General features: G+C 69.0%; 19 protein-coding genes. 7 read left to right on the top strand and 12 right to left on the bottom strand.

Annotated features, from left to right (window positions below):
• Positions 1–18: 18 nt before the first annotated feature.
• The gene (locus AC3WL8_RS03765; RefSeq protein WP_010810654.1) at positions 19–207 is read left to right on the top strand and encodes a DUF3008 family protein; all 189 of its coding nucleotides are present in this window, start codon (positions 19–21) and stop codon (positions 205–207) included.
• A gap of 91 nt (positions 208–298) precedes the next feature.
• On the opposite strand, the gene AC3WL8_RS03760 is transcribed toward AC3WL8_RS03765, so the two are convergent.
• From AC3WL8_RS03760 to AC3WL8_RS03750, 3 genes are all read right to left on the bottom strand, one after another.
• Complete coding sequence (locus AC3WL8_RS03760; RefSeq protein ID WP_041228731.1) at positions 299–1003, bottom strand: ParB-like protein; 705 nt, start codon at positions 1001–1003, stop codon at positions 299–301.
• The gene (locus AC3WL8_RS03755) at positions 987–1406 is read right to left on the bottom strand and encodes a hypothetical protein (protein ID WP_041228949.1); all 420 of its coding nucleotides are present in this window, start codon (positions 1404–1406) and stop codon (positions 987–989) included. Before AC3WL8_RS03755 ends, AC3WL8_RS03760 begins: the two co-directional genes overlap by 17 nt.
• Positions 1407–1580: 174 nt before the next feature.
• Positions 1581–2438, bottom strand: a complete 858-nt coding sequence (locus AC3WL8_RS03750; protein WP_013953926.1) for an SDR family oxidoreductase — start codon at positions 2436–2438, stop codon at positions 1581–1583.
• A 343-nt stretch (positions 2439–2781) separates the two neighbouring features.
• On the opposite strand from AC3WL8_RS03750, the gene AC3WL8_RS03745 reads away from it, so the two are divergent.
• Both AC3WL8_RS03745 and AC3WL8_RS03740 read left to right on the top strand, forming a co-directional pair.
• Complete coding sequence (locus AC3WL8_RS03745) at positions 2782–3834, top strand: BON domain-containing protein (protein WP_013953927.1); 1053 nt, start codon at positions 2782–2784, stop codon at positions 3832–3834.
• 7 nt (positions 3835–3841) lie between these two features.
• A complete protein-coding gene (locus AC3WL8_RS03740; protein WP_211979452.1) occupies positions 3842–4477 on the top strand; it encodes a ParB-like protein in 636 nt (211 codons plus the stop codon).
• 37 nt (positions 4478–4514) lie between these two features.
• On the opposite strand, the gene AC3WL8_RS03735 is transcribed toward AC3WL8_RS03740, so the two are convergent.
• The 7 genes from AC3WL8_RS03735 to AC3WL8_RS03705 form a co-directional block, all read right to left on the bottom strand.
• Positions 4515–5369: an alpha/beta hydrolase family protein gene (locus AC3WL8_RS03735; protein ID WP_013953929.1), complete on the bottom strand. Its 855-nt coding sequence runs from the start codon at positions 5367–5369 to the stop codon at positions 4515–4517.
• Positions 5356–6549, bottom strand: a complete 1194-nt coding sequence (locus AC3WL8_RS03730) for a DUF3182 family protein (RefSeq protein ID WP_013953930.1) — start codon at positions 6547–6549, stop codon at positions 5356–5358. Before AC3WL8_RS03730 ends, AC3WL8_RS03735 begins: the two co-directional genes overlap by 14 nt.
• Positions 6550–6603: 54 nt before the next feature.
• Positions 6604–7170, bottom strand: coding sequence for a low affinity iron permease family protein (locus tag AC3WL8_RS03725; protein WP_013953931.1), 567 nt, complete (start codon positions 7168–7170; stop codon positions 6604–6606).
• Between the two features lie 745 nt (positions 7171–7915).
• The gene (locus AC3WL8_RS03720; RefSeq protein ID WP_010810663.1) at positions 7916–8389 is read right to left on the bottom strand and encodes a PRC-barrel domain-containing protein; all 474 of its coding nucleotides are present in this window, start codon (positions 8387–8389) and stop codon (positions 7916–7918) included.
• An 85-nt stretch (positions 8390–8474) separates the two neighbouring features.
• Positions 8475–8849, bottom strand: coding sequence for a hypothetical protein (locus tag AC3WL8_RS03715; protein ID WP_013953932.1), 375 nt, complete (start codon positions 8847–8849; stop codon positions 8475–8477).
• Positions 8850–9049: 200 nt separating this feature from the next.
• Positions 9050–9856 carry a sensor histidine kinase gene (locus tag AC3WL8_RS03710; protein WP_041228732.1) on the bottom strand — a complete coding sequence of 269 codons (807 nt, stop codon included), beginning with the start codon at positions 9854–9856 and terminating at the stop codon, positions 9050–9052.
• Positions 9857–9997: 141 nt separating this feature from the next.
• On the bottom strand, positions 9998–11398 hold the full coding sequence (locus AC3WL8_RS03705) for a sigma-54-dependent transcriptional regulator (RefSeq protein ID WP_013953934.1): 1401 nt from the start codon (positions 11396–11398) through the stop codon (positions 9998–10000).
• Between the two features lie 356 nt (positions 11399–11754).
• On the opposite strand from AC3WL8_RS03705, the gene AC3WL8_RS03700 reads away from it, so the two are divergent.
• A complete protein-coding gene (locus tag AC3WL8_RS03700; RefSeq protein ID WP_013953935.1) occupies positions 11755–12816 on the top strand; it encodes a sigma-54 interaction domain-containing protein in 1062 nt (353 codons plus the stop codon).
• Here the strand turns inward: AC3WL8_RS03700 and AC3WL8_RS03695 are convergent.
• Together AC3WL8_RS03695 and AC3WL8_RS03690 are read right to left on the bottom strand one after the other, a co-directional pair.
• The gene (locus tag AC3WL8_RS03695) at positions 12801–14807 is read right to left on the bottom strand and encodes a hybrid sensor histidine kinase/response regulator (protein ID WP_153954117.1); all 2007 of its coding nucleotides are present in this window, start codon (positions 14805–14807) and stop codon (positions 12801–12803) included. The two genes, AC3WL8_RS03700 and AC3WL8_RS03695, sit on opposite strands and share 16 nt — an antisense overlap.
• Before the next feature lie 189 nt (positions 14808–14996).
• Positions 14997–16004 carry an SDR family oxidoreductase gene (locus AC3WL8_RS03690; RefSeq protein ID WP_492377965.1) on the bottom strand — a complete coding sequence of 336 codons (1008 nt, stop codon included), beginning with the start codon at positions 16002–16004 and terminating at the stop codon, positions 14997–14999.
• 255 nt (positions 16005–16259) lie between these two features.
• On the opposite strand from AC3WL8_RS03690, the gene ligD reads away from it, so the two are divergent.
• The 3 genes from ligD (at position 16260) to AC3WL8_RS03675 (ending at position 21859) form a co-directional block, all read left to right on the top strand.
• Positions 16260–18998, top strand: a complete 2739-nt coding sequence (gene ligD, locus AC3WL8_RS03685; RefSeq protein WP_211979454.1) for a DNA ligase D — start codon at positions 16260–16262, stop codon at positions 18996–18998.
• A gap of 144 nt (positions 18999–19142) precedes the next feature.
• Entirely contained in the window at positions 19143–19538 is a 396-nt protein-coding gene (locus tag AC3WL8_RS03680) for a hypothetical protein (protein ID WP_153954115.1), read from the top strand.
• Positions 19539–19849: 311 nt separating this feature from the next.
• Positions 19850–21859 carry a response regulator gene (locus AC3WL8_RS03675; RefSeq protein WP_153954114.1) on the top strand — a complete coding sequence of 670 codons (2010 nt, stop codon included), beginning with the start codon at positions 19850–19852 and terminating at the stop codon, positions 21857–21859.
• Positions 21860–22042 lie beyond the last annotated feature (183 nt).

Here is a 22042-nt window from a genome sequence, read left to right as displayed (position 1 = left end):
TTTCGCAAGGAGACTCAGATGCCAGCAAAATCCAAGGCGCAACAACAGGCCGCGGGAGCGGCGCTCTCCGCAAAGCGCGGCGAAAAGAAGGCCGGATCGCTCAAGGGACCTTCCCGCTCAATGTATAAGTCGATGAGCGAGAAGGAACTCGACAAGATGGCTTCGACCAAGACCAAGGGCATGCCGAAGCACAAGTCAGACAGTTGATCTGGAACCAGCGTCAGCAATGCTGCCGGTTTGCTCCTCTCTCCTGCTTGCGGGAGAAGGGAGCACCCAAGCGGTTTGCCAGACTGGCTGATTATCCGGCACCGCCCTTCTTTCCCCCGACCCTCCCCCTCACCGGCCCGCCGCAATAGCCCGGCAGCCGTCTTGCGCGGGCGCTGCGCGCCAGCCGGATCGACTCCGTCAGCGCCAGCCCGAATCCCGCAACACTGCCCAGGTCCTCTTCCACCCGCTCGCGCAGGAAGCGGACCCAGGAGAAGTCGCCAGCCGCGCTGCCAGGCTTGCGGTAGGCCCCGGCCTCGCGCGCAAAGGCCGCCAGGCTGCGATAGGGATCGTCGCGCATGCCCCGCACAGTGGGCGGCAGTGCCTTCGGGCCCAGCAGCCTGCCGTGCTCGTCATAGGGATGGACATGGCCGAGACGGCGCATCCGTTTCCAGAACGCAGACGGGCTCAGGCGGCTGAAGTCATGCAGCACGCGCACGGGTGCCCGCTCGTAGCCGAGATCCAGCCATGCCCGCGCCCAGTGATGGTGATCGATGATATAGAGGCCGCCGCCCGGCCCGGCGACGGTCTTGATGCGATGGCGGCGCATGAAGCGCCGCAGCGCCGCGTGGTCGTCCGGGTCCGCGTGGCGCTGCGTGACGTCCATCTTGTAGCTGACGTGCGCATAGCCCAGCGTCAGCTGGGTCGGGCGCAGGCGAGCCAGTTCGGCAACGGCCTTGCTGCGCGGCGCGCGGTGTTCCGCGCTGTCGGCAGCGCGGCGCTCAGTCGTGCTCGGCACGCTTCTGGTCAACGAAGTGCTCAAGCTCGCTGCCCGGGTCTTCGTTGCCGGTGCTCTCTTCGGCAATCGCTTCGCGTGTGAGCGGGCGCGGCCAGTATTCGCCCTCACCGTCATGTACGGGCTCGCCGTGGCGGGCGGGATTGAAATCCGTCCACTGGCCGCATTCCCAGTTGCCTTGCGCACGTTCCAGTCCGCTCGCACCGGCCTCGCGCAGCACGTCCACGGCGACGGAACCGAGGCCGTTGTTGACGCACGCCGCCAGCATGACGCGGTCCGGCGCAGTGTCCGGCCCCACCGACATGATGGATACGTCCCACACAGAGAAGCCGCGCGAGAACAGGGTCCGTGCCACGTCTTCGGCGCTGGCAATCGAATCGAAACGTCCGGCTACGATCGCTGACATGATGACTGACTCCCATGAGATAGTGGCGATGGTCATGACTGCTGCCATCCACATTGCAAGAGCCACGCCCGCGCCCGCTGTGCGTCACGCCGCGCGCACGGCCTGCATGGCGCGCACGCCGGCGTGCAATATTTGCAAAGGCGGCCCCGGAACTACATGCCTTGCCCTGGCGCCTCAGCCGTTGACGACCTCGCCGCCGTTGATGTGCAGGATCTGCCCGGTGATGTAGCTGGCCGCGTCGGAGGCCAGGAACACAAAGCCCGCCGCCACCTCGAATGGTTGTCCCGGGCGGCCCATCGGCGTCTTCCTGCCAAACTCGGCCACTTCTTCCGCCGTGAAGGTCGACGGGATCAGCGGCGTCCAGATCGGGCCCGGTGCGACGCCGTTGACACGGATGCCGCGCTCGACCACCTGCAGCGCCAGGGAACGCGTGAACGACACGATCGCACCCTTGGTGGCGGAGTAATCCAGCAGGTGCTTGCTGCCGCGATACGCGGTCACCGAGGTTGTGTTCAGGATCGACGCGCCCGCCTTCAGGTGCGGCAGCACCGCGCGCGTCAGGTGGAACATCGCGAACACATTGGTGCGGAAGGTGGCCTCCACCTGGCTGGGGTCGACTTCTTCCAGCGAGGCCTTGGGGTGTTGCTCGGCGGCATTGTTGACCAGGATGTCGAGCTTGCCGTACTGCTGCAACGCCTGCCGCGCCACGGCCTCGGCATGCGCGTGGTCGGCGAGGTCTCCCGCGATTGCCAGGCATTTGCGGCCTGCCGCCTCGACCAGCTCGACGGTCTCTCGCGCATCGGCATGCTCATCGAGATAGGCGATGGCGACATCGGCGCCTTCACGCGCAAAGGCCACCGCAATGGCCCGCCCGATGCCGCTGTCGCCGCCGGTGATCAGCGCCACGCGCCCGCGCAGCCGGCCGCTGCCGACATAGTCCTCGGCACCACTGTCCGGCTGCGGCCGCATGGCGGCCTCCAGGCCCGGCTGGCGTGGCTGGTGCTGGGGCGGGATGCTGGTCGGTGTGGACATGGCTGGCTCCTGTCTGCGTGGCCGCATTACGGCCCTTGCAGGTGCCGCGCAAGTTCCATGCCGCAAGCGGCGAGCCCACGCCGCGCCGCAGTTCGCGCGTCGTGGCCACGGCCCGCCGCCATGGCCGGCACGCCGCCCGCAAACCTTACATCGCCCGGCAATCCTTACAGCGCGCCATGCGCGACAGCCAGCATGGCCTCGCCCGCGCACCGGGGCACGGATATTGCGGCCATTGCAGGCATGAACGTCACCGGCCCGGCGTGCCTGCGGCAGTTGCCGCACCGGCCTGCCGCACCAGGCAGTGCGGCGGAGGACGCCCGGGCCCCACAGCCAGGAGGCAACCATGTTCAACTTCCGTAACGAGCGCAGCCGCAGCGGCCCCCGCAGCGGCACCGAAACGCAGCGCCGCGAGCGCGGCCCGGCGCAACGGATGCGCGACCAGGACCAGGGCCGCGGCTCGGAGGACTGGGGACAGGAATGGGGTGAGGACTGGCGCGGCGACAGCAGCAGCCAATCCGCTCCGGCGGGCCGCGACAGCGAGTCCGCGCGCCATGGCGGGCCGTGGTACCAGCAGGACACGCCTGCCGGCCAGCGCCGCGGTAGTTGGGGCGAACAGGGCTATGGCGCGGCCGACACAGGCGGCACCGGCCATCCGTACAGCAGCGGCTACGGTGGCTACCGGCCGGCCCCGCAGGACAGCGGCTACCGCAGCGAAGAACGCGAATCGGGCTATGGCTACCGCGATGAAGACCGCTTCGGCCCGCGCGGACGCCGCAGCGAAGCGGACGACCCGCGCCGGCCTGGCCGTGCCTGGCACGGTGAAGAAGACTGGGGTGAACGCGGCGGCCGCGCCATGCACTGGCGCGAAGGCATGGAACGCGACCGCGCGCAGCGCGCCGGCCAGCCCAGCTATGGCGGCGGCTACTTTGGCGACGCCGGCAGCGGTGGCCAGTCGTACAGCGGCGGCCAGCGTGTGTACCCGGATGATCCGGGCTACCGGCGCTACGCGCCTTATGCAGCGCAAGCGGGAGCGCCAGGCGGCCAGCGCGGGCGCCGTCCGGTTGGCCCCAAGGGCTACCGCCGCACCGATGAGCGCGTACGCGAGGATGTGTGCGAACGCCTGGCGATGAACCCGTATGTCGATGTCGGCGACGTCAGCGTGGAAGTGGCCAACGGCGTGGTGACGCTGGACGGCACCGTGCGCGAGCGCCGCGAGAAATACGTGATCGAGGACATTGCCGATGCTGTGTTCGGCGTCACCGAGGTGGACAATCGCCTGCGCGTACAGCGCCAGCCAGGCGCCGCGTGGGCGGCCGGCTCAGAGGTCGGCGGCGACGATGCCGCCGGCACGGCGGCTCCGGGGACCTCGCCCGAGCGCACGCTGAACAAGAGCTGATGCGCCCATGCGTCGCCAGCCTCGCAAGCTGCGCCCCGGCAGCAAGCTGATGGTGCCGCTGGATGCCCTGCGTCCCACCCAAATCACGGTAGGCGGCTACCACGTCGCGCAGAAGGTCCATGTCACCCGGCGCGTGCCGCCGGAACGCCGCGCCGCGTTCCTGGACCGGCACCGCGTACACCTGGTGATCGGTCCGGAACAGGCCCTGTACGTGGTCGATCACCATCACTGGGTGCGCGCCTGGCACGATCTCGGGCTCACCCATGTGCCGGGCCTGGTGCGCGCCGACCTGAGCGACATGAACGTGCCGGCGTTCTGGCGCCACATGGTGGCCGAGCATATGGTCCACCCTTACGACGAGCACGGGCGCCGCCGTCCGCTGACGGAATTGCCCGGCGGCATCCACGACATGCGCGACGACCCGTATCGCAGCCTGGAGGCCTTCGTGCAGCTGGCCGGCGGCTATCGCAAGGTCAAGACCGCCTACATGGATTTTCGCTGGGCCGACTACTTCCGCCGCCACGTGGCGGGCCCGTTCGATACCACGCCTCACTTTGCCATCGCGCTGGCGCAGGCGTTCCGGCTGGCGCACGCAGCGGGCGCGCGCGGCCTACCGGGCTATATCGGCTCATTGGGGTGCTGAGCGGGTTCAGCCGTCTTTGCCTGCTGTCAGCGACACGCTATTGCGCGCCGGATGCCGTTGCCGGGGCGCTGGCGGACTCGGCGAGCGGCATGCCCGGTTCGTCGGCCGGCACCTGCGGCGCGGGCGGCTCCGCGCGTTCGGCGCTGACCGGGCCGGCGCGCGCGACGGTAATCATCTCGCGCAGCCAGTTGACCAGCAGGCTGCTGTAGGCGCGCTGGCTTTCCTCTTCCGTCAGGCCGTGGTCGGCCCCCTTGATCACGCGGTAGGTCATGGAGCTGGCGTGCACGCAGGCATCCACGTAGCTCATCACCGCGGCGTGCGGCACCACCTGGTCGTGCTCGGATTCAATCACCAGCACGTCGCCGGCAAATTCCGCGCAAGCGCGCAGGGCTCGGTTGCTCTCGGGCGGCACCACGCTGCGACGGTAGGCCACCAGGTCCTGTTCGCGATGCAGCTGGCGCTTGGGCAGTTCCCAGCCCGAGTCCATGTACAGCGCCGGCGCGCGGAACGCCATCCAGCGCACCTGGCGCAGCGTGCTCAGCAACGCAGCCAGGTAGCCGCCGTAGCTGCTGCCCACCACCGCGATGGCGTTGCGGTCCACTTCGGGCTGGCGCACCAGCACATCGTAGGCGGCCACCACGTCGGCCAGGTTGCGCATGCGGCTGACCGTCTCGTATTGCGCCTGGGTCCCGGCGTGCCCGGTCAGGTCGAAGGTCAGGCAGACACAGCCCAGCCCCGCCACCTTGCGCGCGCGGGCCAGGTACTGCTGCTGGCTGCCGCCCCAGCCATGGACGAACAGCACGCCCGGCAGCCTGGTCTGCGGGCTGATCAAGGTGCCGGCAATGGTGCCGCCTTCGCTTTGTATCTGCACTAGGTCTTCATGCGTTGCCATCGGATTCAGGCTCCAGTCGTGCGTATTTGGTCAACGGACCGGCGTGCCGGTCCTCTCCCTGGAAGTAGATCTCGGCGTCGTCCGGCACGCGCACGCCCTTGCCATAGACCTCGCGCGTGGCAGCCACCACGCGGGTGCGGCGCGGATCCTCGAGCAGCGCGGCCAGCGCCGCCAGCTCGGCGCCGGTCGCGCCGCCCACCCGCCAGGACTGTTCCAGCACGCCCCCAAGCACTTGCCCGTGGCCGGCGCTGCCCGCGGGCGGGCCGAAGGCGACGTCGTAGTTGCAGCGAGAAAGCACCATGCCCCCGGCATCGCCATAGCAGGCCAGCGCGGCTTCGTGGTACACCATCGCGGCCCGCACCGCGGCCAGCGTGCGGGCGTCGAACGGATGCTGCAGCAGCGCCTCGAGGCCGCCGCGCACCATCGTCAGCGTGGAGCCGCCATAGACCTTCTGCCCGTGGTTGTTGGCAGTGAGCCCTTGCGTGCCGCAATAGCTGGCCCGCAGGCCCGCCAGCTCCACCTGCCCCACGCTGTAGGTCTGCGGCGCGTCCAGGTCGCGCTCCGCCACCAGGCCATGGGCTTGCACCACATCGGGCGCCATCGCGGCGAGCGCCTCGTCCAGCGAGCGTTCGTCGTGGACCACGCGCTGGCCCAACCCGCCGATGCCGCACGGTTCCTTCAGCCGTACCGGCCCCAGCGCCAGCAGGCGCATTGCCGCAATCCGCGCATCGCTGAGCGTGAAGGCGGTAAAGCCCGGCAGCGTGGCGCCCACTACGCGCCGCACAAAGTCCTCGGACCAGCCCCGCGGCGCTGCGGCGCCGGGCGCCACCAGGCCGTGCGTGATCGCCTTGGTGGCCACGAAGGCGTAGGGCACCACCCCGCCAAACAGGTCGCCCGCGTCCCGCACGCCGAGGTCCTGCGCCAGCGTACGGCCTACCAGAGTCTGCGCGGGCACCAGGTATGGCGCAGGCAGCCCCGCATCCGGCGCGGAGTAGGGGCCTGCAAAGGAAAAGCCCGCGATGTCAGCGACCTTGCGGGCAATATTGGCAAGGGTCGTGCCGAGGTGGCTGTCGGCCTTGCCCAGGGACTCGCAACCGTAGACCATCACCGCGCGGCTGCGTGCCGGCGGGTTGCCCGGGGCAGCGCGTTTTCGATGCGTTGACTTGCTCGGTTCGGACACGGGCGGCTCCTTGCTGGTAGCTCTCGCTCGATGGCGTGGGAGGGGCCGCATGGGCTAAGAGCTGGGCGCCACGGTGGGTGAGCGGCTCCCGGCATCGCTGCCGGCCAGCCGGCGCCCGCGCGCTGCGCGCGCCTGCCGCTTGGCGGCGTGGTTCTCGCGCGCCTCGTCCAGCGAATGGCTCGACTTGATACCGTCTTCCTTGTCAGCCAGCTCGGCCAGGTGGCGATAGAAGGTCACCAGCTGGCGCAGTTCTTCCTCATCCAGGTCCTCGATCGACACCAGCATATTGCTGGCTTCGCGGTGCGAGGCGAGAAGTTCATTGAGCTTCAGGTGGACCGCGACCGCGTCCTTGTTCTGGCTCTGCTGGATCAGGAACACCATCAGGAAGGTGACGATGGTGGTGCCGGTATTGATGACCAGTTGCCAGGTTTCGGAATAGGCAAACAGTGGGCCGGTGATGGCCCATGCGGCTATCACGGCGACGGCCAGCACGAATGCGACGGGCGATCCGGCCTGGCGTGTGGCGGCGCCGGCGAAGCGGTCAAAGGCATGCAGCACGCCATGCTTGCTGGACCCGGTGCGATGGCTAACGCCTGGCGGGATTGGGCTGGAATTGTTCATTGTTGCGCTCTCATGGAGTGTGGATGTTTGGAATGGCCTTCATGTGGTTGGTTTAGGGTGTTTGGCGGGCGTGGGTGGTTTTGGCTTTGCGCCATGCGGTCGCTAGTCGCTCTTGGCGGGCGTGGCTCTTTAGCTTTACAAAAAGTAACCAAAAAACGCGTCGCCTATGCGGCTGGCAATCAATTACGCGGCGTTGGTCATATGGGCGGCGGTGCTTGCCGTTTTGGTCGCGGTTCGACCCTGCTAACGCCATGTGAGTGTGGGACAGTGCCTGCGATAACCGGCTTTTGAACGATCCCCAAGTCGGGCGGTGGCCCGCGCTCTCGAGCGATATCGCATCAACGCCTTCGGCTGCGCTTCGCGCAAGCGCCCAATGACCGTCAGCGCATTTTGGGCCAGCGCAGCAGCCGTAGGCGTCCCCGCGATGCCGCTTGCAGCATGCGGCCTACGCCCTGCATGGGGATCGTTCAATAGTGGGTTAACGGAGGCACTGTCCCACACTCACATGGCGTAGCAGGGTCGAACGGGCACCCAAGCCTAACGTCAAGCACCACCGTGTGAACCACCAACGCCGTGGAATTGATTGCCAGCCGCTCAGGCGACGCGTTTTTTTGGTTACTTTTTGTCGCTCGGACAAAAAGTGACTCGCCGGCTACGCCGGCGAAACAGCGACGCCCGCCAAGAACGACAAGCAGCCGCATGGCGCAAAGCTAAAGAGCCCAAGAGCCATACCCCACCTTCCCCCTCACCTCCTCCTCTCATCCCAAGGGTCATACCGATCCGCCTCCCAATAAGGCGAAATCCCGTAATACTGGTGAATGCTGGTAGCCCACTGCGAATCCGCCATGCTGGGCCAGTGGTCCTTGTCAAACCCCGGCGCGGCCTTGAGCCGGTCCCTTTCAACACCAAGCACAAAACACTTGCGCCGCGTGTCGAGCGTGAGCGCCGACCACGGCAAGGCGAAGAGCTTTTCGCCAATGCCAAGGAAGCCGCCCATGGCCAGCACTGCGTAGGCCACGCGCCCGCCCAGCACGTCGATCATGATGTGGTCGATGGTGCCGATATCATCGCCAGCGGGGTCAACCACCTTGTTGCCCTCAAGCGTGTCGGCTGCCATCACGAACGGGCCGGGACCCGGGGAATCGCGGTCGATGCCGCCGACGATGGATGCGCCGTGCGGCGGCCGTTCTTCAGGGGGTTCAGGTTGGACTCGGGTCATGGCTATCTCCGTTTGGCGGGCTGCGGCGCAGGGCACTGAGCCGCCGCGCCGCGGCACCTGGACTTCAGGGTTGCGGACATGCGCTTCAGCGCTTCGTGGCCGACCCCTTGCGCTGGCTGGCCGGCTTGGCGCCCACGGGCTGCTTTTCGCTGCCCCGCTTGAGCTTCCAGTCGACGTCGTCGCGCGCGGTCTGCGTCTTCTTCTCAGCGTGCATGGCTGCACTCGGCGAGATCGGGTCGCTGGCCGGGAACGTCATCTCCAGTGAGTCGTCCACGGCGGCCTGGTAGGTCTTGGCTTCCTTGCCCCGTTGCTTGTCGCCGGCGACGGCCTTGCTGCCTGCGCCGGCCTTGCCTGCGGATGGCCCGCTCATGCGGGCAGCCCGAGACTTGTCGGATTTCGCGCCGGACGGCTTGTGAGCAACCTGCGCGGCCTTGTCGGATTTGCGGCTGGCTTTGGGCATGGTTGTACCCTCCTTGGTTGGGTCATTCATCCATGCAAGGCGCGGGCCAGAAACGGGAGAGGCCAGCAGAGCGGCCGGGAGCGGTGCGGGCGCTGCCGTAACGCCGCGGGGGCGGCGAGTGCGGCAAAGGCCGGCCGGCAAGCGCTACGCGTAGCGCATGCGACATGCCGGTAAAAACTACATCAATGCGCCGCGCCGCGTCAGGCCTGCATGTGGCGCGGGAACCTGACAACAATGCAGACGCTGATCCTGTCACTATCGCAGCCATCGCTTTCCGCGCTCAGCGCCGCCCCGTGCATTTCCACCATGCGGCGCGTCAGCAGCAGCGCGCTGCTCTGCCGGGCCGGGGTCGCACCGTCCGGTGCCGCCCGGCGCCCGAAGAAATCGGTCAGCGCGGCCAGCCGGCTGGCGCTGCGCTGCTGGTCCAGCGGCGGGCTCTCGGTGATGCGCAGCTTCACGTGATCCGGCTCGCTGAAAACATGCACGGCGACCGAGCCGCCGGCCGGCGCGCGCCAGATGCAGTGCACCAGCAGGTGCCGCAGCAGCGGGGCCAGCCGCACGGCGTCGCCATCGATCAGGTAGGCCGATTCGGACGATTCGACCGTACCGTCGGTGGCGACCGGTGACAGCAGCACGCCCCGGGCTTCGGCCGCGGGGCGACGGTCGGCGACGGCCTGGGCCGTGAGCGCCAGCAGGTCCAGGCGCTGCCAGCGCGGTGCGCCCTCGTCGGCCAGCAGCCGCACGGCTTCTTCCATCTCCTCGATCAGCGCCAGCTGCTGCTGCGTGCCGGAACGAATGCCGTCCAGCGCGCGCTGCGCGGGCGCCGGCGTGGTATCGAAGGCGCGGTCCAGCACGTAGGCCCAGCTCTGGATGGCGTTCAGCGCGGAACGCAGGTCATGCGCCGATTGCTCGATCAGCGCGCTCACCTCTTGCACGCTGCGCACGGCAGCGGCTGGCGAAGAAAGCGGAGCGTCCGGCATCGCGGACTGCGCGGGTTGCTGCGTCATGTGCGGCTCGGCATTGGCACGTCCCCGGCCGCATTGGCCGGGCTGGATGCATTGGACGGAAGCAAGAAACGTGCTGCACAGGGCGCTGCGGTCCGCAGGCACCGGCGCAATCCCCGCAAACGCAGGCACTGGCTCGCGCCGTCAGCCGGTAGCCGACGATCCGGTGTCGTTGCGCGAGGCGCGCAGCCACTCTGGCAATTCGCCGCGCGCGGCATAATCTTCCAGCCGGTTGTACAAAGTCTTCAGGCTGATGCCGAGGATCTCGGCCGCGTGCTTCTTCACGCCGGCGCATTGCTCCAGCGTGGCGAAGATCAGCTGCCGGTCGGCATCGGCCAGGGACATGCCCACCGGCACCGACACCACCGCCGCGCCCGGCGCCTGCGTGGCCGCGACCTGCAACGGCACCTGCACCTCGGTGATGAGATCGTCGTCGGACATGATGAAGGCGCGCTGCACGAAGTTGCGCAGCTCGCGCACATTGCCGGGCCAGGCGTGCAGGCGCAGGCTGTCCAGCACATTGGGCGCGAAGCGGCGCCGGGTGCCCTGCTCGGCATTGAGTTGCTCCAGCATCAGGTTGGCGATCTGGATCACGTCGTCGCCGCGCGCGCGCAGCGGCGGCAGTTCTACCGGGAACACGTTCAGCCGGTGGAACAGGTCCGCGCGCAGCTTGCCGTCGGCCACCGCATCTTCGGGGTTGCGGTTGGTGGCGGCCAGCACGCGCACATCGGCATGGCATTCGCGGTTGGTGCCCACGCGCATGAAGGTGCCGGTCTCCAGCACCCGCAGCAGCTTGACCTGCAGCTCGGCGGGCATCTCGGTGATCTCGTCCAGGAACAGGGTGCCGCCGTCGGCGCGCTCGAAATAGCCCTTGTGCTGGCGGTCCGCGCCGGTAAAGCTGCCGCGCTCGTGGCCGAACATCTCGCTTTCGATCAGCGTGGGCGAGATCGCGCCGCAGTTGACCGCCAGGAACGGCTGGCGCCGCCGCGACGAGAGCTCATGCACGGTCTGCGCGGCCAGTTCCTTGCCGGTGCCGCTTTCGCCGATCAGCAATACCGTGGCTTCAGTCGGCGCCACGCGCGCGAGCTGGTCGTAGACCACCTGCATCACTTCGGAACTGCCCATCAGCCGGCCAAAACGGCCGTAGCGGCGCAACTCGCCGCGCAGCGAATGGATCTCGGCGCGCAACTCGCCGGTGGTGGCCAGGCGCCTGAGCACGGTCTGCAGCCGCGCCACGTTGATGGGCTTGACAAGGTAATCGGTGGCACCAGCGCGCAGCGCTTCGACCGCGCTTTCGACGCTGGCATAGCCGGTCGTGAGGATCACTTCGACGCCCGAGGCGCCAACCTCGTCGAACAGCTCCATGCCGTTGCCGTCCGGCAGGCGCAGGTCGGCCACGATCGCCTCCGGCATGCGCCAGCCGATCTGCAGCCGTGCCTCGCGCAGGGTGCCGGCGGTGGCGGAACTGAAGCCTTCCATGGCCACGATCTCGGCTAGCGCGGCACATGCGTTTTCGTCGTCATCGACAATCAGGATGTGGGGCATACGATCCGTCAGTGAGACCTATTGGAAACTTGGGCGAAATCCACTGGCACCTGCGTTCGCGCGCCACGGCGGCCATTGCTGCCGGGCTCAGGACGCCCGCCGGCGCGCTCCATGCGAGGCGTGGCGCGACGGGCACAGGGGCGGCAAGGATTTCGACTGCGACATGGTCAGCCGGTTGCACAAGTCCACTGCGTAATCCCAGTCTAAGCGCGGGCGGGCACGGTCGTTGCCGGTGTCCGTCTGACACAGCTGTCGGATGTTTCCGCGCGGGGTTGTGCATCTATGGCAAGCCACTGCGCCAAAGGCTAGCATAGGAACTTCCCACGACAAGCCCGATCTCGACCGAGGCCTTCATTGTGCCCGTGACCGCCAGCACACCGCGGCGCAGCAACGCCGCTCCCTCTGGCCAGCCCGCCAGCCACGCCGCCAGCCTATCCGAGCAGGCGCGCGAGGCCGCGCCGCGCCGCGCCATCCCTTCGCAGGTCTCGCTGCTGTGGGAAAGCGCGTCGCCCGTCATGCAGCGCTTGCTGGCCCAGATCGAGCGCGTAGCGCCCACCGATGTCACCATGCTTGCGGTAGGCGAAAGCGGCTCCGGCAAGGAAGTGGTGGCACGCGCGGTGCATGAGCGCAGCGCGCGCCGCAAGGGCCCCTTCATCGCGGTCAACTGCGGCGCGATCCAGCCCACGCTGATCGAATCAGAGCTGTTCGGCCACGAGAAAGGTGGATTTACCGGCGCGATCGAGCAGAAGGCGGGCTACTTCGAGCAGGCCCATGGCGGCACGCTATTTCTCGATGAAGTCACCGAAATGCCGCTCGACATGCAGATCAAGTTGTTGCGGGTGCTGGAAGGCCGCACCTTCCACCGCGTCGGCGGCGACACGCCCATCACCACGGACGTGCGCATCCTGGCAGCCACCAACCGCGACCCGGTCGAGGCAGCGCGTGCCGGCCAGTTGCGGGAAGACCTGCTGTACCGGCTGGCCGTGTTCCCGCTGCATATCCCGCCGCTGCGCGACCGGCCCGATGATATCGTGCCGCTGGCACGTCACTTCCTGGCCGAATACAACGCCATGGAGCGCACCGACAAGGCCTTCTCCGCCGCCTCGCTGGAGCGGCTGGTGCGCTATGACTGGCCGGGCAATGTGCGCGAGCTGAAGAACGCGGTCTACCGCGCCTTTATCCTGGCGGACAAGGTCGTGGAAATCGGCAACCCCAACCTGGCCACGCAGCCGCCGCGACCCACCACGGTGGACGGTGTGGTCAGCGTGCGCGTGGGTACCACGCTGGCCGACACCCAGCGCGAAATCATCATGGCCACTTTGGCGCGCTTTGACGGCGACAAGCGCCAGGCCGCGCGCGCGCTCGGCATCAGCCTGAAGACGCTGTACAACCGGCTGGACGCCTACCGTTCCTTGTAAGGCGCCGGCGCGGCCAGCACGCGCGACAGGGCCTCGATCGCCAGCGGCTTGGTCAGGTACGCATGGAAGCCGGCCAGTTCGCTGCGCCGCTGGTGTTCAGCAGTGCAGCGCCCGGTCAGCGCCAGGAACTGCACCGAGCGCGGGCCGCACGCCTGGCGCAATGCCGGCAGGACGTCAAAGCCCGACATTTCGGGCATCTCCAGGTCGAGCAGCACGCAATCCGGGCGGAATTCGGCGACCATGTCCAGTGCCTGCTGGCCGCCATGGGCCGCGCGCGCCTCATGGCCGAGCAGGCCCAGCAGCTCGGCCATGCTGTCGGCTGAATCGGCATTGTCGTCCACCACCAGCACGCGCCGTCGCGGCACCGGCCCCCGCGGCGGCGTGGCGGCCTCGCGCCGGCGGGCGGTGGCGCGCGGCAGGATCACGGTGAAGGTGCTGCCCTTGCCCGCGCCACCGCTGTCGGCCTGGATCGCGCCGCCGTGCGCCTCCACCACGGCCTTGGCCAGTGCCAGCCCGATGCCCAGGCCGCTGCGGCTGTCGGCGTCGCCCTCCTGCGCGAACAGGTTGAAGATGCGGTCCAGCGCCGCCGGCGCGAGACCCCGGCCGGTATCCGACACGGCGGTGATCACGCGCGCTGGCTCCACGCTCACGTGCACGCTGACGGTGCCGCCGCGCGGGGTGTACTTGACCGCGTTGCTGAGCAGGTTCAGCAGCACCTGCCCCAGCCGCGCGGCATCGGCGCGCACGTAAGGCGAGCTTGCCGGCAGCGCCACCACGAGCTGCTGGCCGGCCGCCTCCAGCGCCGGGCGGATTGCTTCGATGCTGGTGGTCACCACGTCGTTGTACGAGGTTGGCGTCAGTTCCATCTTCAGCTTGCCGGCGGTCACGCGGCCCACGTCGAGCAGGTCATTCACCAGCCGCTCCAGTTGATGCAGCTGGCGGTCGATGATCCCCGCGCAGCGGCCCACGCGCGTGTCGGCATCCGGGGTCAGCGCGATCACTTCCACCGCGTTGCGCACCGCCGCCAGCGGATTGCGCAGTTCATGCGCCAGGATGGCCAGGAACGATTGCAGCCGGCGGTTGCCGGCCTCGAGCGTTTCCAGCCGCAGCGCATCGCTCAGGTCGCGGGCAGTCCACAGCAGGCTGGTCGGGCAGCCGGCGGCGTCGCGCACCAGCACCATGCGCGTATGGCAACGCACCACCGAGCCGTCCTTGCGTGCCACGCGCTCGTCGCCGGCCCACTGGCCGCAGGCGTGCGCGGCTTCCAGCGCCGCGCGGTCGCGCCCCGCGGCGGCATCCTGGCGGGAATAGAGCAGTGCCAGCGGCTGGCCGACTGCTTCGGCCTCGGCGTAGCCGGCCAGGGCCTGCGCGCCGACGTTCCAGGTGCGGATGGTGCCGTCCAGGTCAAGGTCGCACACCGCGGTGCCGGGCAGGTTTTCGGCCAGCAGGCGCAGCCGGGTATCGGCCAGCCCGGCGTGCTCGGATGCGGCCTGCTGCACGGTAATGTCGCGGCACGACACGATAAAGCCGGTGGCCTGGCCCGCTGCGGACTCTCCGGACAAGGCATCGGCATGCTTGAGCGCCGCGCCCGGCTCGTCGGTCGCGCCAATGGCCCGCATGCGGCAGGACGCCTGCAGCAGGCTGCCGTCGCGCCGCACGCGCCAGCCCTGGTCGCGCGCGCTGCCGCCAAGTGCGGCCGCCTGCAGCCATTGCTGCGGCAGGCCGGCAGCGACATCTTCAGGGCGATGCAGGCAGGAAAAGTGACGGCCGGTGATTTCCCCGGCGCTGTAGCCGAACACGCGCCGCGCGGCATTCGGCCACATTGCAATGCACCCGCGCGCATCGGTCTCGAACACGGCGCAGTCTTCCACCGCGTCGAGCAGGCGCCCGTACCGTGCCGCCAGCGGGACGCCGGCATCGTCCACCCTGGTGCCGTCCGGCTCGCCGACGGGTGACGCACGGACACCTTTTGCCGCTCGCGGCTCGGACATGAGCACACCTTCTGTGTGATGGGGTGAAGCCAGCAGGCCCCGTGCGCGGGCGGCCTGGCGGCGCCGCGAGGCGGAGGGCCGAATGCCCGCAAATGCGGGCATCCGAGTCAATGATAGGTGTTCGCGGCCCATGCGCCACCAATGTGCGCGGCACCGGACAGCAGGGTCTGTTCCATATGGGAACAGACCTTAGCGCTTGTGCCGCAACTGGTACACCGCGGCAACCGCGGCTGAGGCGCCCACCACCAGTGCAGTGACCAGCATCGGGTGGCGCGCCGTAGTGGTGTAGGGGCAGGATTGCAGCGCGTTGTGGCTGCCGCTCCGTTCCTGCAGGCCGCTTCCGCTGCCATACAGCGCGTTGTCCTCGAGCGGACCCGCGGGGTGGTGCGTCTGTTGCGCGCGGCCCATGAAGCGGCGCATGAAGCGGTCGAAGGTGTGCGGCGCATGGTACGCCGCGGCCGAGAACGCCTTGGCGGCCGCACCGACGAAGAGCTCGCGGCGCGGGTTCGCGGCGGCAAACAGGATTGCGTCAGCGGCCAGCGCCGGGTCATACAGCGGCGGCGGCAGGCGCGGCTCGACATCGAGGAAATTCTTGGCGTGCATCGCCAGCGGCGTTTCCAGTCCGGCAGGCTTGATCAGCGTCACGCTGACCGGCGCCTGCTCCTGCTCCAGTTCCAGCCGCAGCGAATCCGTAAAGCCCTTGATCGCGTGCTGCGAGGCCGCGTAGGCGCTCTGCAGCGGCAGCGGGCCGTCCGCCGCCTCGCTGCCCATGTTGATGATGGCGCCGCCGTGCTCGCGCAGATGCGCGGCCGCCGCCAGCGAGCCATGCACGGTGCCCCAGTAGTTGGTATCGAACAGCCGCCGCTGGTCTTCCAGCGGCACATCGCAATGGCGCCCGAAGATGGTCACGCCGGCGTTGTTGATCCAGGTATCGAAGCCACCGAAGCGCTCGATGGCAGCCTGCGCCACCTTGCCAACCTCTTCATGCTTGCCGACATCGGCCACCACGGTGATGACTTCATTGCCATGCTCTCGCAACTCTTCGGCCAGCTGGTGCAGCGAACCCTCGCTGCGCGCCACCAGCACCAGCCGTGCGCCCTGCTGCGCCGCCTTGCGCGCCGTCACGAGGCCCACGCCGCTGCTGGCACCGGTCAGGACGATGACCTGCGAGCCAATGTTCTTCAGGGTTGGTTTCATCGCCGCTTCCTCCTCGGGGAGGCCCGGCACGGTGCCGGGCATGCCGCTGGGGAGTCGCAAGGAGCGTTCCTGTCCGGCGCGGCCCTGGGTGGCGGCGCCACGACAGGCTAGCCGCCGCAGATTTACAACGCCCGGTAAGAAGCACATGCGCGGCGCGCGCATGGGGCTGCCACAGGGCACTGTAGGACGGGCGCCGATTTCAGCGGCGGCATGTGCTGCCTAAGCTGGATACATCCCACGTAACCGGCGACAGCCATGGCCAAGACCACGCGACCGACAGCGCCACAGGATCCAGGCAAACGCCGCGCCTTAGCAAAAGGCGCCGGCAAGCATACGGGCAAGCGCGCCAGCACGGCGCGCCCGGCGGCACGCGGCGCGCCAGCCGCCAAGGCCCCCGCCGCACTCGATAAATACCGCCGCATGCGCGACTTCGGCGCCACGCCGGAGCCCGCCGGCGGCGCCGCGCGCACCCGCGGCCAGCCGCGCACGCGCGCCAGCGAACTGTCCTTCGTGATCCAGAAGCACGCGGCGCGTCGGCTGCACTATGACTTTCGCCTTGAGCTTGGCGGCACGCTGAAAAGCTGGGCCGTGCCCAAGGGCCCGAGCCTGGACCCTGCCGACAAGCGCATGGCCATCCATGTCGAGGACCACCCGCTGGACTACGCCGGCTTCGAGGGCGTGATCCCGGCCGGCCACTACGGTGCCGGCACGGTCATCGTCTGGGACCGCGGCACCTGGTTGCCGGTGGGCGATGCCGAGGCCGGCTACCGCGCCGGCAAGCTGAAGTTCGAGCTGCGCGGTGAAAAGCTGCACGGCCACTGGACCCTGGTGCGCATGCACGGCAGCCGGCAGAAGGAGCAGGACGCCTGGCTGCTGATCAAGGAGCGCGACGAGACCGCCGTGCCGGCATCGGAGTTCGACGTGGTCGAGGCCTTGCCGGACAGCGTGCTGGGCGGCACGCAGCGCAAGCCTGCGGCAAAGCGCGCAAAGACCGCCCAGCCGCCTGACGAAGCCGCACCAGATGCGCGCAGCACGGCGAGGTCCCTGAAGCCGCCGCGCGGCGCGCCGCGCGCGGCCTTGCCGCTGGCGCTGGCGCCGCAGCTGGCCACGCTGGTGGAACAGCCTCCGTCGGACGCGCAGGCCTGGCATTACGAGATCAAGTTCGACGGCTACCGGCTACTGGCCCGCATCGACGGCAAGGATGTGCGCCTGTTCACGCGCCAGGGCCACGACTGGACCAGCAAGCTGCGTGCGCTGGCGCGCGACGTCGGCACCCTGGGCCTGCCCGACGGCTGGCTCGATGGCGAGATCGTGGTGCTCGACAAGCATGGCGCGACCGACTTCCAGGCGCTGCAGAACGCCTTCGATACCGCGCGCGTCGAGGCCATCCAGTACTTCGTGTTCGACCTGCCCTACTTTGCCGGCCATGACCTGCGCAAGGTGCCGCTGGTGGAGCGCCGCGCCCTGCTGCGCCGGATCTTCGCGCACAACACCTCGCCGCGCCTGCAGTTCAGCGAGGACTTCGAGGCCAGCCCTGCCGACATGCTAGAGGCAGCCTGCCGCATGAAGCTTGAAGGCGTGATCGGCAAGCGCGCCGACGCCAGCTATGTCAGCGCGCGCACCAATACGTGGATCAAGCTGAAATGCACCTTGCGCCAGGAGTTCGTGGTGGCGGGTTTCACCGACCCGAAGGGCAGCCGCGCCGGCATCGGCTCATTGCTGCTTGGCGTGCACGACAGCGGCGGGCGGCTGCGCTACGCGGGCAATGTCGGCACCGGCTTCGACACGCGCACCCTGGCTGCGCTGCGCACGCAACTGGACGCGTTGCGCACCGATTCCGCGCCTTTTGAGAGCGTGCCGGCAGGCGTGAAAGGGCACTGGGTGCGGCCAAAGCTGGTGGCCGAAGTCTCGTTCGGCAGCTGGACCCGCGAAGGCCGCGTGCGCCATGCCGTCTTCCACGGCCTGCGCACCGACAAGCCCGCGCGCGCGGTGTCGGTGGAGCGGCCGGCAACGCCGGCAGCCAAGGGCAAGCCGGCGCCAAAAGCGGCAAAGCACACCGGGACACAGCCGAAGGCCGGCACCGCCGCAAAGCGTGCAACCGCCGCCGGCGGCAAAGTCGCGATCAGCCATGCCGGGCGCGTCATCGACACAGCATCCGGCCTGACCAAGGGCGACCTGGTGCGCTACTACGAACGCGCCGCACCACTGATGTTGCCGCACCTGCGCGGGCGTCCGATCGCGATGGTGCGCGCGCCGTCGGGCGTGGGCGGCGAGCAGTTCTTCCAGCGCCATGGCGACACGCTGCGGGTGGACGGCCTCAACGTGCTTGATCCGGGCCTGTGGCCCGGGCATCCCGCGCTGCTGGAAATCGCGTCAGCCGAAGCGCTGGTGTCCGCGGCACAGCTCAACGTGGTGGAGTTCCACACCTGGAACGCCAGCAAACGCAGCATCGACCGCCCCAACCGGATCGTCTTCGACCTGGACCCGGGCGAAGGCGTGCCCTGGGCACAAATGCAGGAAGCCGCCACGCTGATGAAGGCGCTGCTCGATGAACTCGGCCTCGCCAGCTTCCTGAAGACCAGCGGCGGCAAGGGGCTGCACGTGGTGGTGCCGATCACGCCGCGCGCGGGCTGGGACGAGGTGAAGGCGTTCGCGCATGACGTGGTGCGCCATGTCGCCAAGACCATTCCGCAGCGCTTCGTGGCCAAGAGCGGGCCACGCAACCGCGTTGGCAAGATTTTCATCGATTACCTGCGCAATGGCGTCGGTGCCACCACAGCGGCGGCATTCTCGGCGCGGGCACGCCCGGGGCTGGGCGTGTCGATGCCGGTGTGGTGGGAAGAACTCGATACCCTGCAAGGCGCGGCGCAGTGGACCGTCGCCAATGCGGGCCCAAGGCTCGACACCCTGGCCGCCGACGACCCATGGGCGGACTACGCCGACACCCGGCAGGCGATCACGCGCGCCGCTGCGCGACTGGCTCGCACCGGCTAGCCATCCCGCCCGTTCTGCCGGATTCCGCAGCTAACGCCAAGCGGCACATTTCTTGCCGCATCCCGGTATTGGCACACGGCCCGGCGCACCCGCCGCGTGCGCCGCGTTGCACTGCTGCCAGTGCAGCGACGACATGGAGACGTGATGATGAGCCAACTCAGGATCGCCGCGAAGATTCGAGCCGCCACCGCCGCGCCACGCAACCAGCGCGCCTTGCGTCACCTGCTGGTTTCCTGCGCAATGCTGTCCTTCGCCGCCAGCCCGGTGCAGGCACGCCTGCCGGCGCCAACGCCCGAGCAGCAGCAGGCCGCCGAAACCAAGAAGACCAAGGAAGCCGAAGCGGCCAAACAGCAGGCCGAGGCATTGGGCCAGGTCCAGGACCGGATCGCCGCGCGCTTTGGCAAGGGCGCCGCCAGTAGCAGCGCCACCGAGCCCGGCAAGATCCCGCAGAAGGCTGCCGAGGCGACCGGCTCAACCGGACCGCATGGCGGCACCTCCCCCAGCGCGGAAGCGCATGGCGGCGAGGCGGCCCGCCACTGAAGCGCGCAGCGCATGCCACGCAGTTCATTTGCCGCGCTGCGTGCCGGGCGACGCCTGCCCGGCACGTCTCTTGCCACTACCAGCGCAACAGCCTGGCACAGACCGCAGGCGTACCGATGCAAAAGGGGGAACGGCGATGGACGACTTCTGCACGCATGTAATAACTACAACCGGCAGCCGCGCCGGCGCGGCAAAGCTTGCAAGCGGTGCGGCGCGGCCGGCGTGGTTTTACACGGAGCCGCGGACCATCCTAGGCCTTGCTCCCGAGCAACCCTCCGCGCCGGCGCGCAAGCGCCTGTCAGCGTGATGCCATGAAGCCGCACGTCGCCAACCCGGCCCCGCTGATCCTGAATGTCGATGACCGCGAGGGGCCGCGCTATGTCAAGAGCCGCATCCTCCACCGCGGCGGGTATTCCGTGATCGAGGCCGCCACCGGCCATTCGGCGCTGTCGCTGGTGCGACAGCATGCGCCCGTGCTGGTGCTGCTGGCAGCACGCCTGCCCGATATCAGCGGGCTGGAAGTCTGCCGGCTGCTCAAGGCCGATCCACAGACCGCGCACACGCTGGTGCTGCTGACCTCGCCGGGGCTGGCGCAATCGCGCCAGCGCGCAGAGCTGCTGAACTGCGGCGCCGACGGCCACCTGGTCGAGCCTGCGGAGCCGGACGAGGTGTTGTCGAGGATCCAGGCGCTGCTGCGGCTGCGCGGTGCTGAGGACGCCTATCACCGCACTTCGCGGGCACTGCATGCGCATGAAGACATGTTCCGCCAGCTTGCCGAATCGCTGGCCGACGTGGTGTGGATCCTCGACCCGGCAGAGCCCCGCCTGCTGTTCGCCAGCCCCTCGCTCACCGCCTTGTGCGGCCATACACCCGAGCAGCTGGTGCAAGCGCCGCGCCGCTGCCTGGAGCGCGTGGCCCCGGCCGACCGTGCGCGCGTGGAAGCGGCCTTTGCCAGCATGCTGGGCGACGGCAGGCTGGACATCGAGTTCCGCCTGACGCGCCCGGACGGCGAGCGGCGCGATATCCGCGCGCAGGCGTTTCCGGTGCGCAGCGCGGAAGGCCCGCCGGCCGAGGCCGGCGCGCCGCCGTCGCGCATTGCCGGCACCTGCCAGGACGTGACGCTGCAAAACCGCGCCGAACGCGCGCTGCACGACGAGGAACGGCGCAAGGACCAGTTCCTGGCCATGCTGGCGCATGAACTGCGCAATCCGCTGGCGCCGCTGCGCAGCGCCGCGGACCTGTTGCAGCAGCTTTCGCCGTCGCGCGAGGACATGTTCCGTGCGCGCGACATCATCGGCCGGCAGCTGCACCACCTAACGCGGCTGGTGGATGAGCTGCTCGACATCTCGCGCTTCAACCAGGGCCGCATCACGCTGCGCGAGGAGCTGGTGGAACTGCGCACCGCGCTCAGTACCGCGGTGGAAGCCGTGCGCCCCACGATGGAGGCCTGCGGCCATACGCTGCGCCTGTCGCTGCCCGAGCAGCCCCTGCCGGTACGGGGCGACCTGGTGCGCCTGACGCAGATCTTCAGCAACCTGTTGCAGAACGCCGCAGCCTATACGCCCGCCGGCGGCCAGATCGCCGTCGATGCCAGTCTTGAAGACAGCGCGGCGGACACTGTGCCCGATGCCGCGTCCGGTGGCCGCGTCAGCGTGCGCGTGCGCGACAACGGCGCCGGCCTGTCAGAGGCGCTTCAGCGGCAGCTGTTCGATCCGCTGGCCCCGCATGACGACGGCACCGAGCCAGAGTCGCCGCGCAGCGCGTTCCAGCAGGACGGACCCGGTATCGGCCTGACGCTGGTGCAAAAGCTGGTGCGCCTGCATGGCGGCACCATCCGCGCCGACAGCCCCGGCCCCGGACAGGGCAGCACCTTCACGGTGACGCTGCCACTGGAGCCGTGGCAGAAGTGGCACCCAGGCTCCGGCCGCGCTGCGCCGCACCGCGGCGTGCCGCGCCGGATCATGGTGGTGGACGACAACCCTGACGCGCTCGAAGCCATGATGATGACACTGCAGACGCTCGGCCATACGGTGGTGACCGCCGCCGACGGCCCCAGCGCGCTGGCGTGCGCCACCGACGCCCGTCCGGAGGTAGTGCTGCTTGACCTGGGCATGCCCGCCATGGACGGCTTCGAGACCGCGCGCCGGCTGCGCGCGCTGCCCGAGATGCGCGGCGCCACGCTGGTGGCGCTGACAGGCTTCGGCCAGCCAGAGGACCGCCGCCGCGCGCTGGAAGCGGGCTTCGACCAGCATCTGGTCAAGCCGGCCGACCTGGACGCGCTGACACGGCTGCTGGACGACCTCAGCGCGGGCCACCCCTAGCGCGATGCCAATGCCAGCCGCCGATCCCGTCCACCCTTGAACAAGGAAGCTCCGTGCATACCACGCCCGACCCCGACATCCCGCAGCGCAAGCCTGAAACCCCGCCGCCGGAGCCTCCGCCGGGCCCGCCCGAGCCGGTGGCAGACCCGCCTCCGGGCGATCTGCCGCCACCGCCGCCGCAAC

Source organism: Cupriavidus sp. FW305-F7, assembly GCF_058782875.1.
Note: the sequence above shows the minus strand (reverse complement) of the source record. Positions and strands in the feature narration are given on the sequence as shown.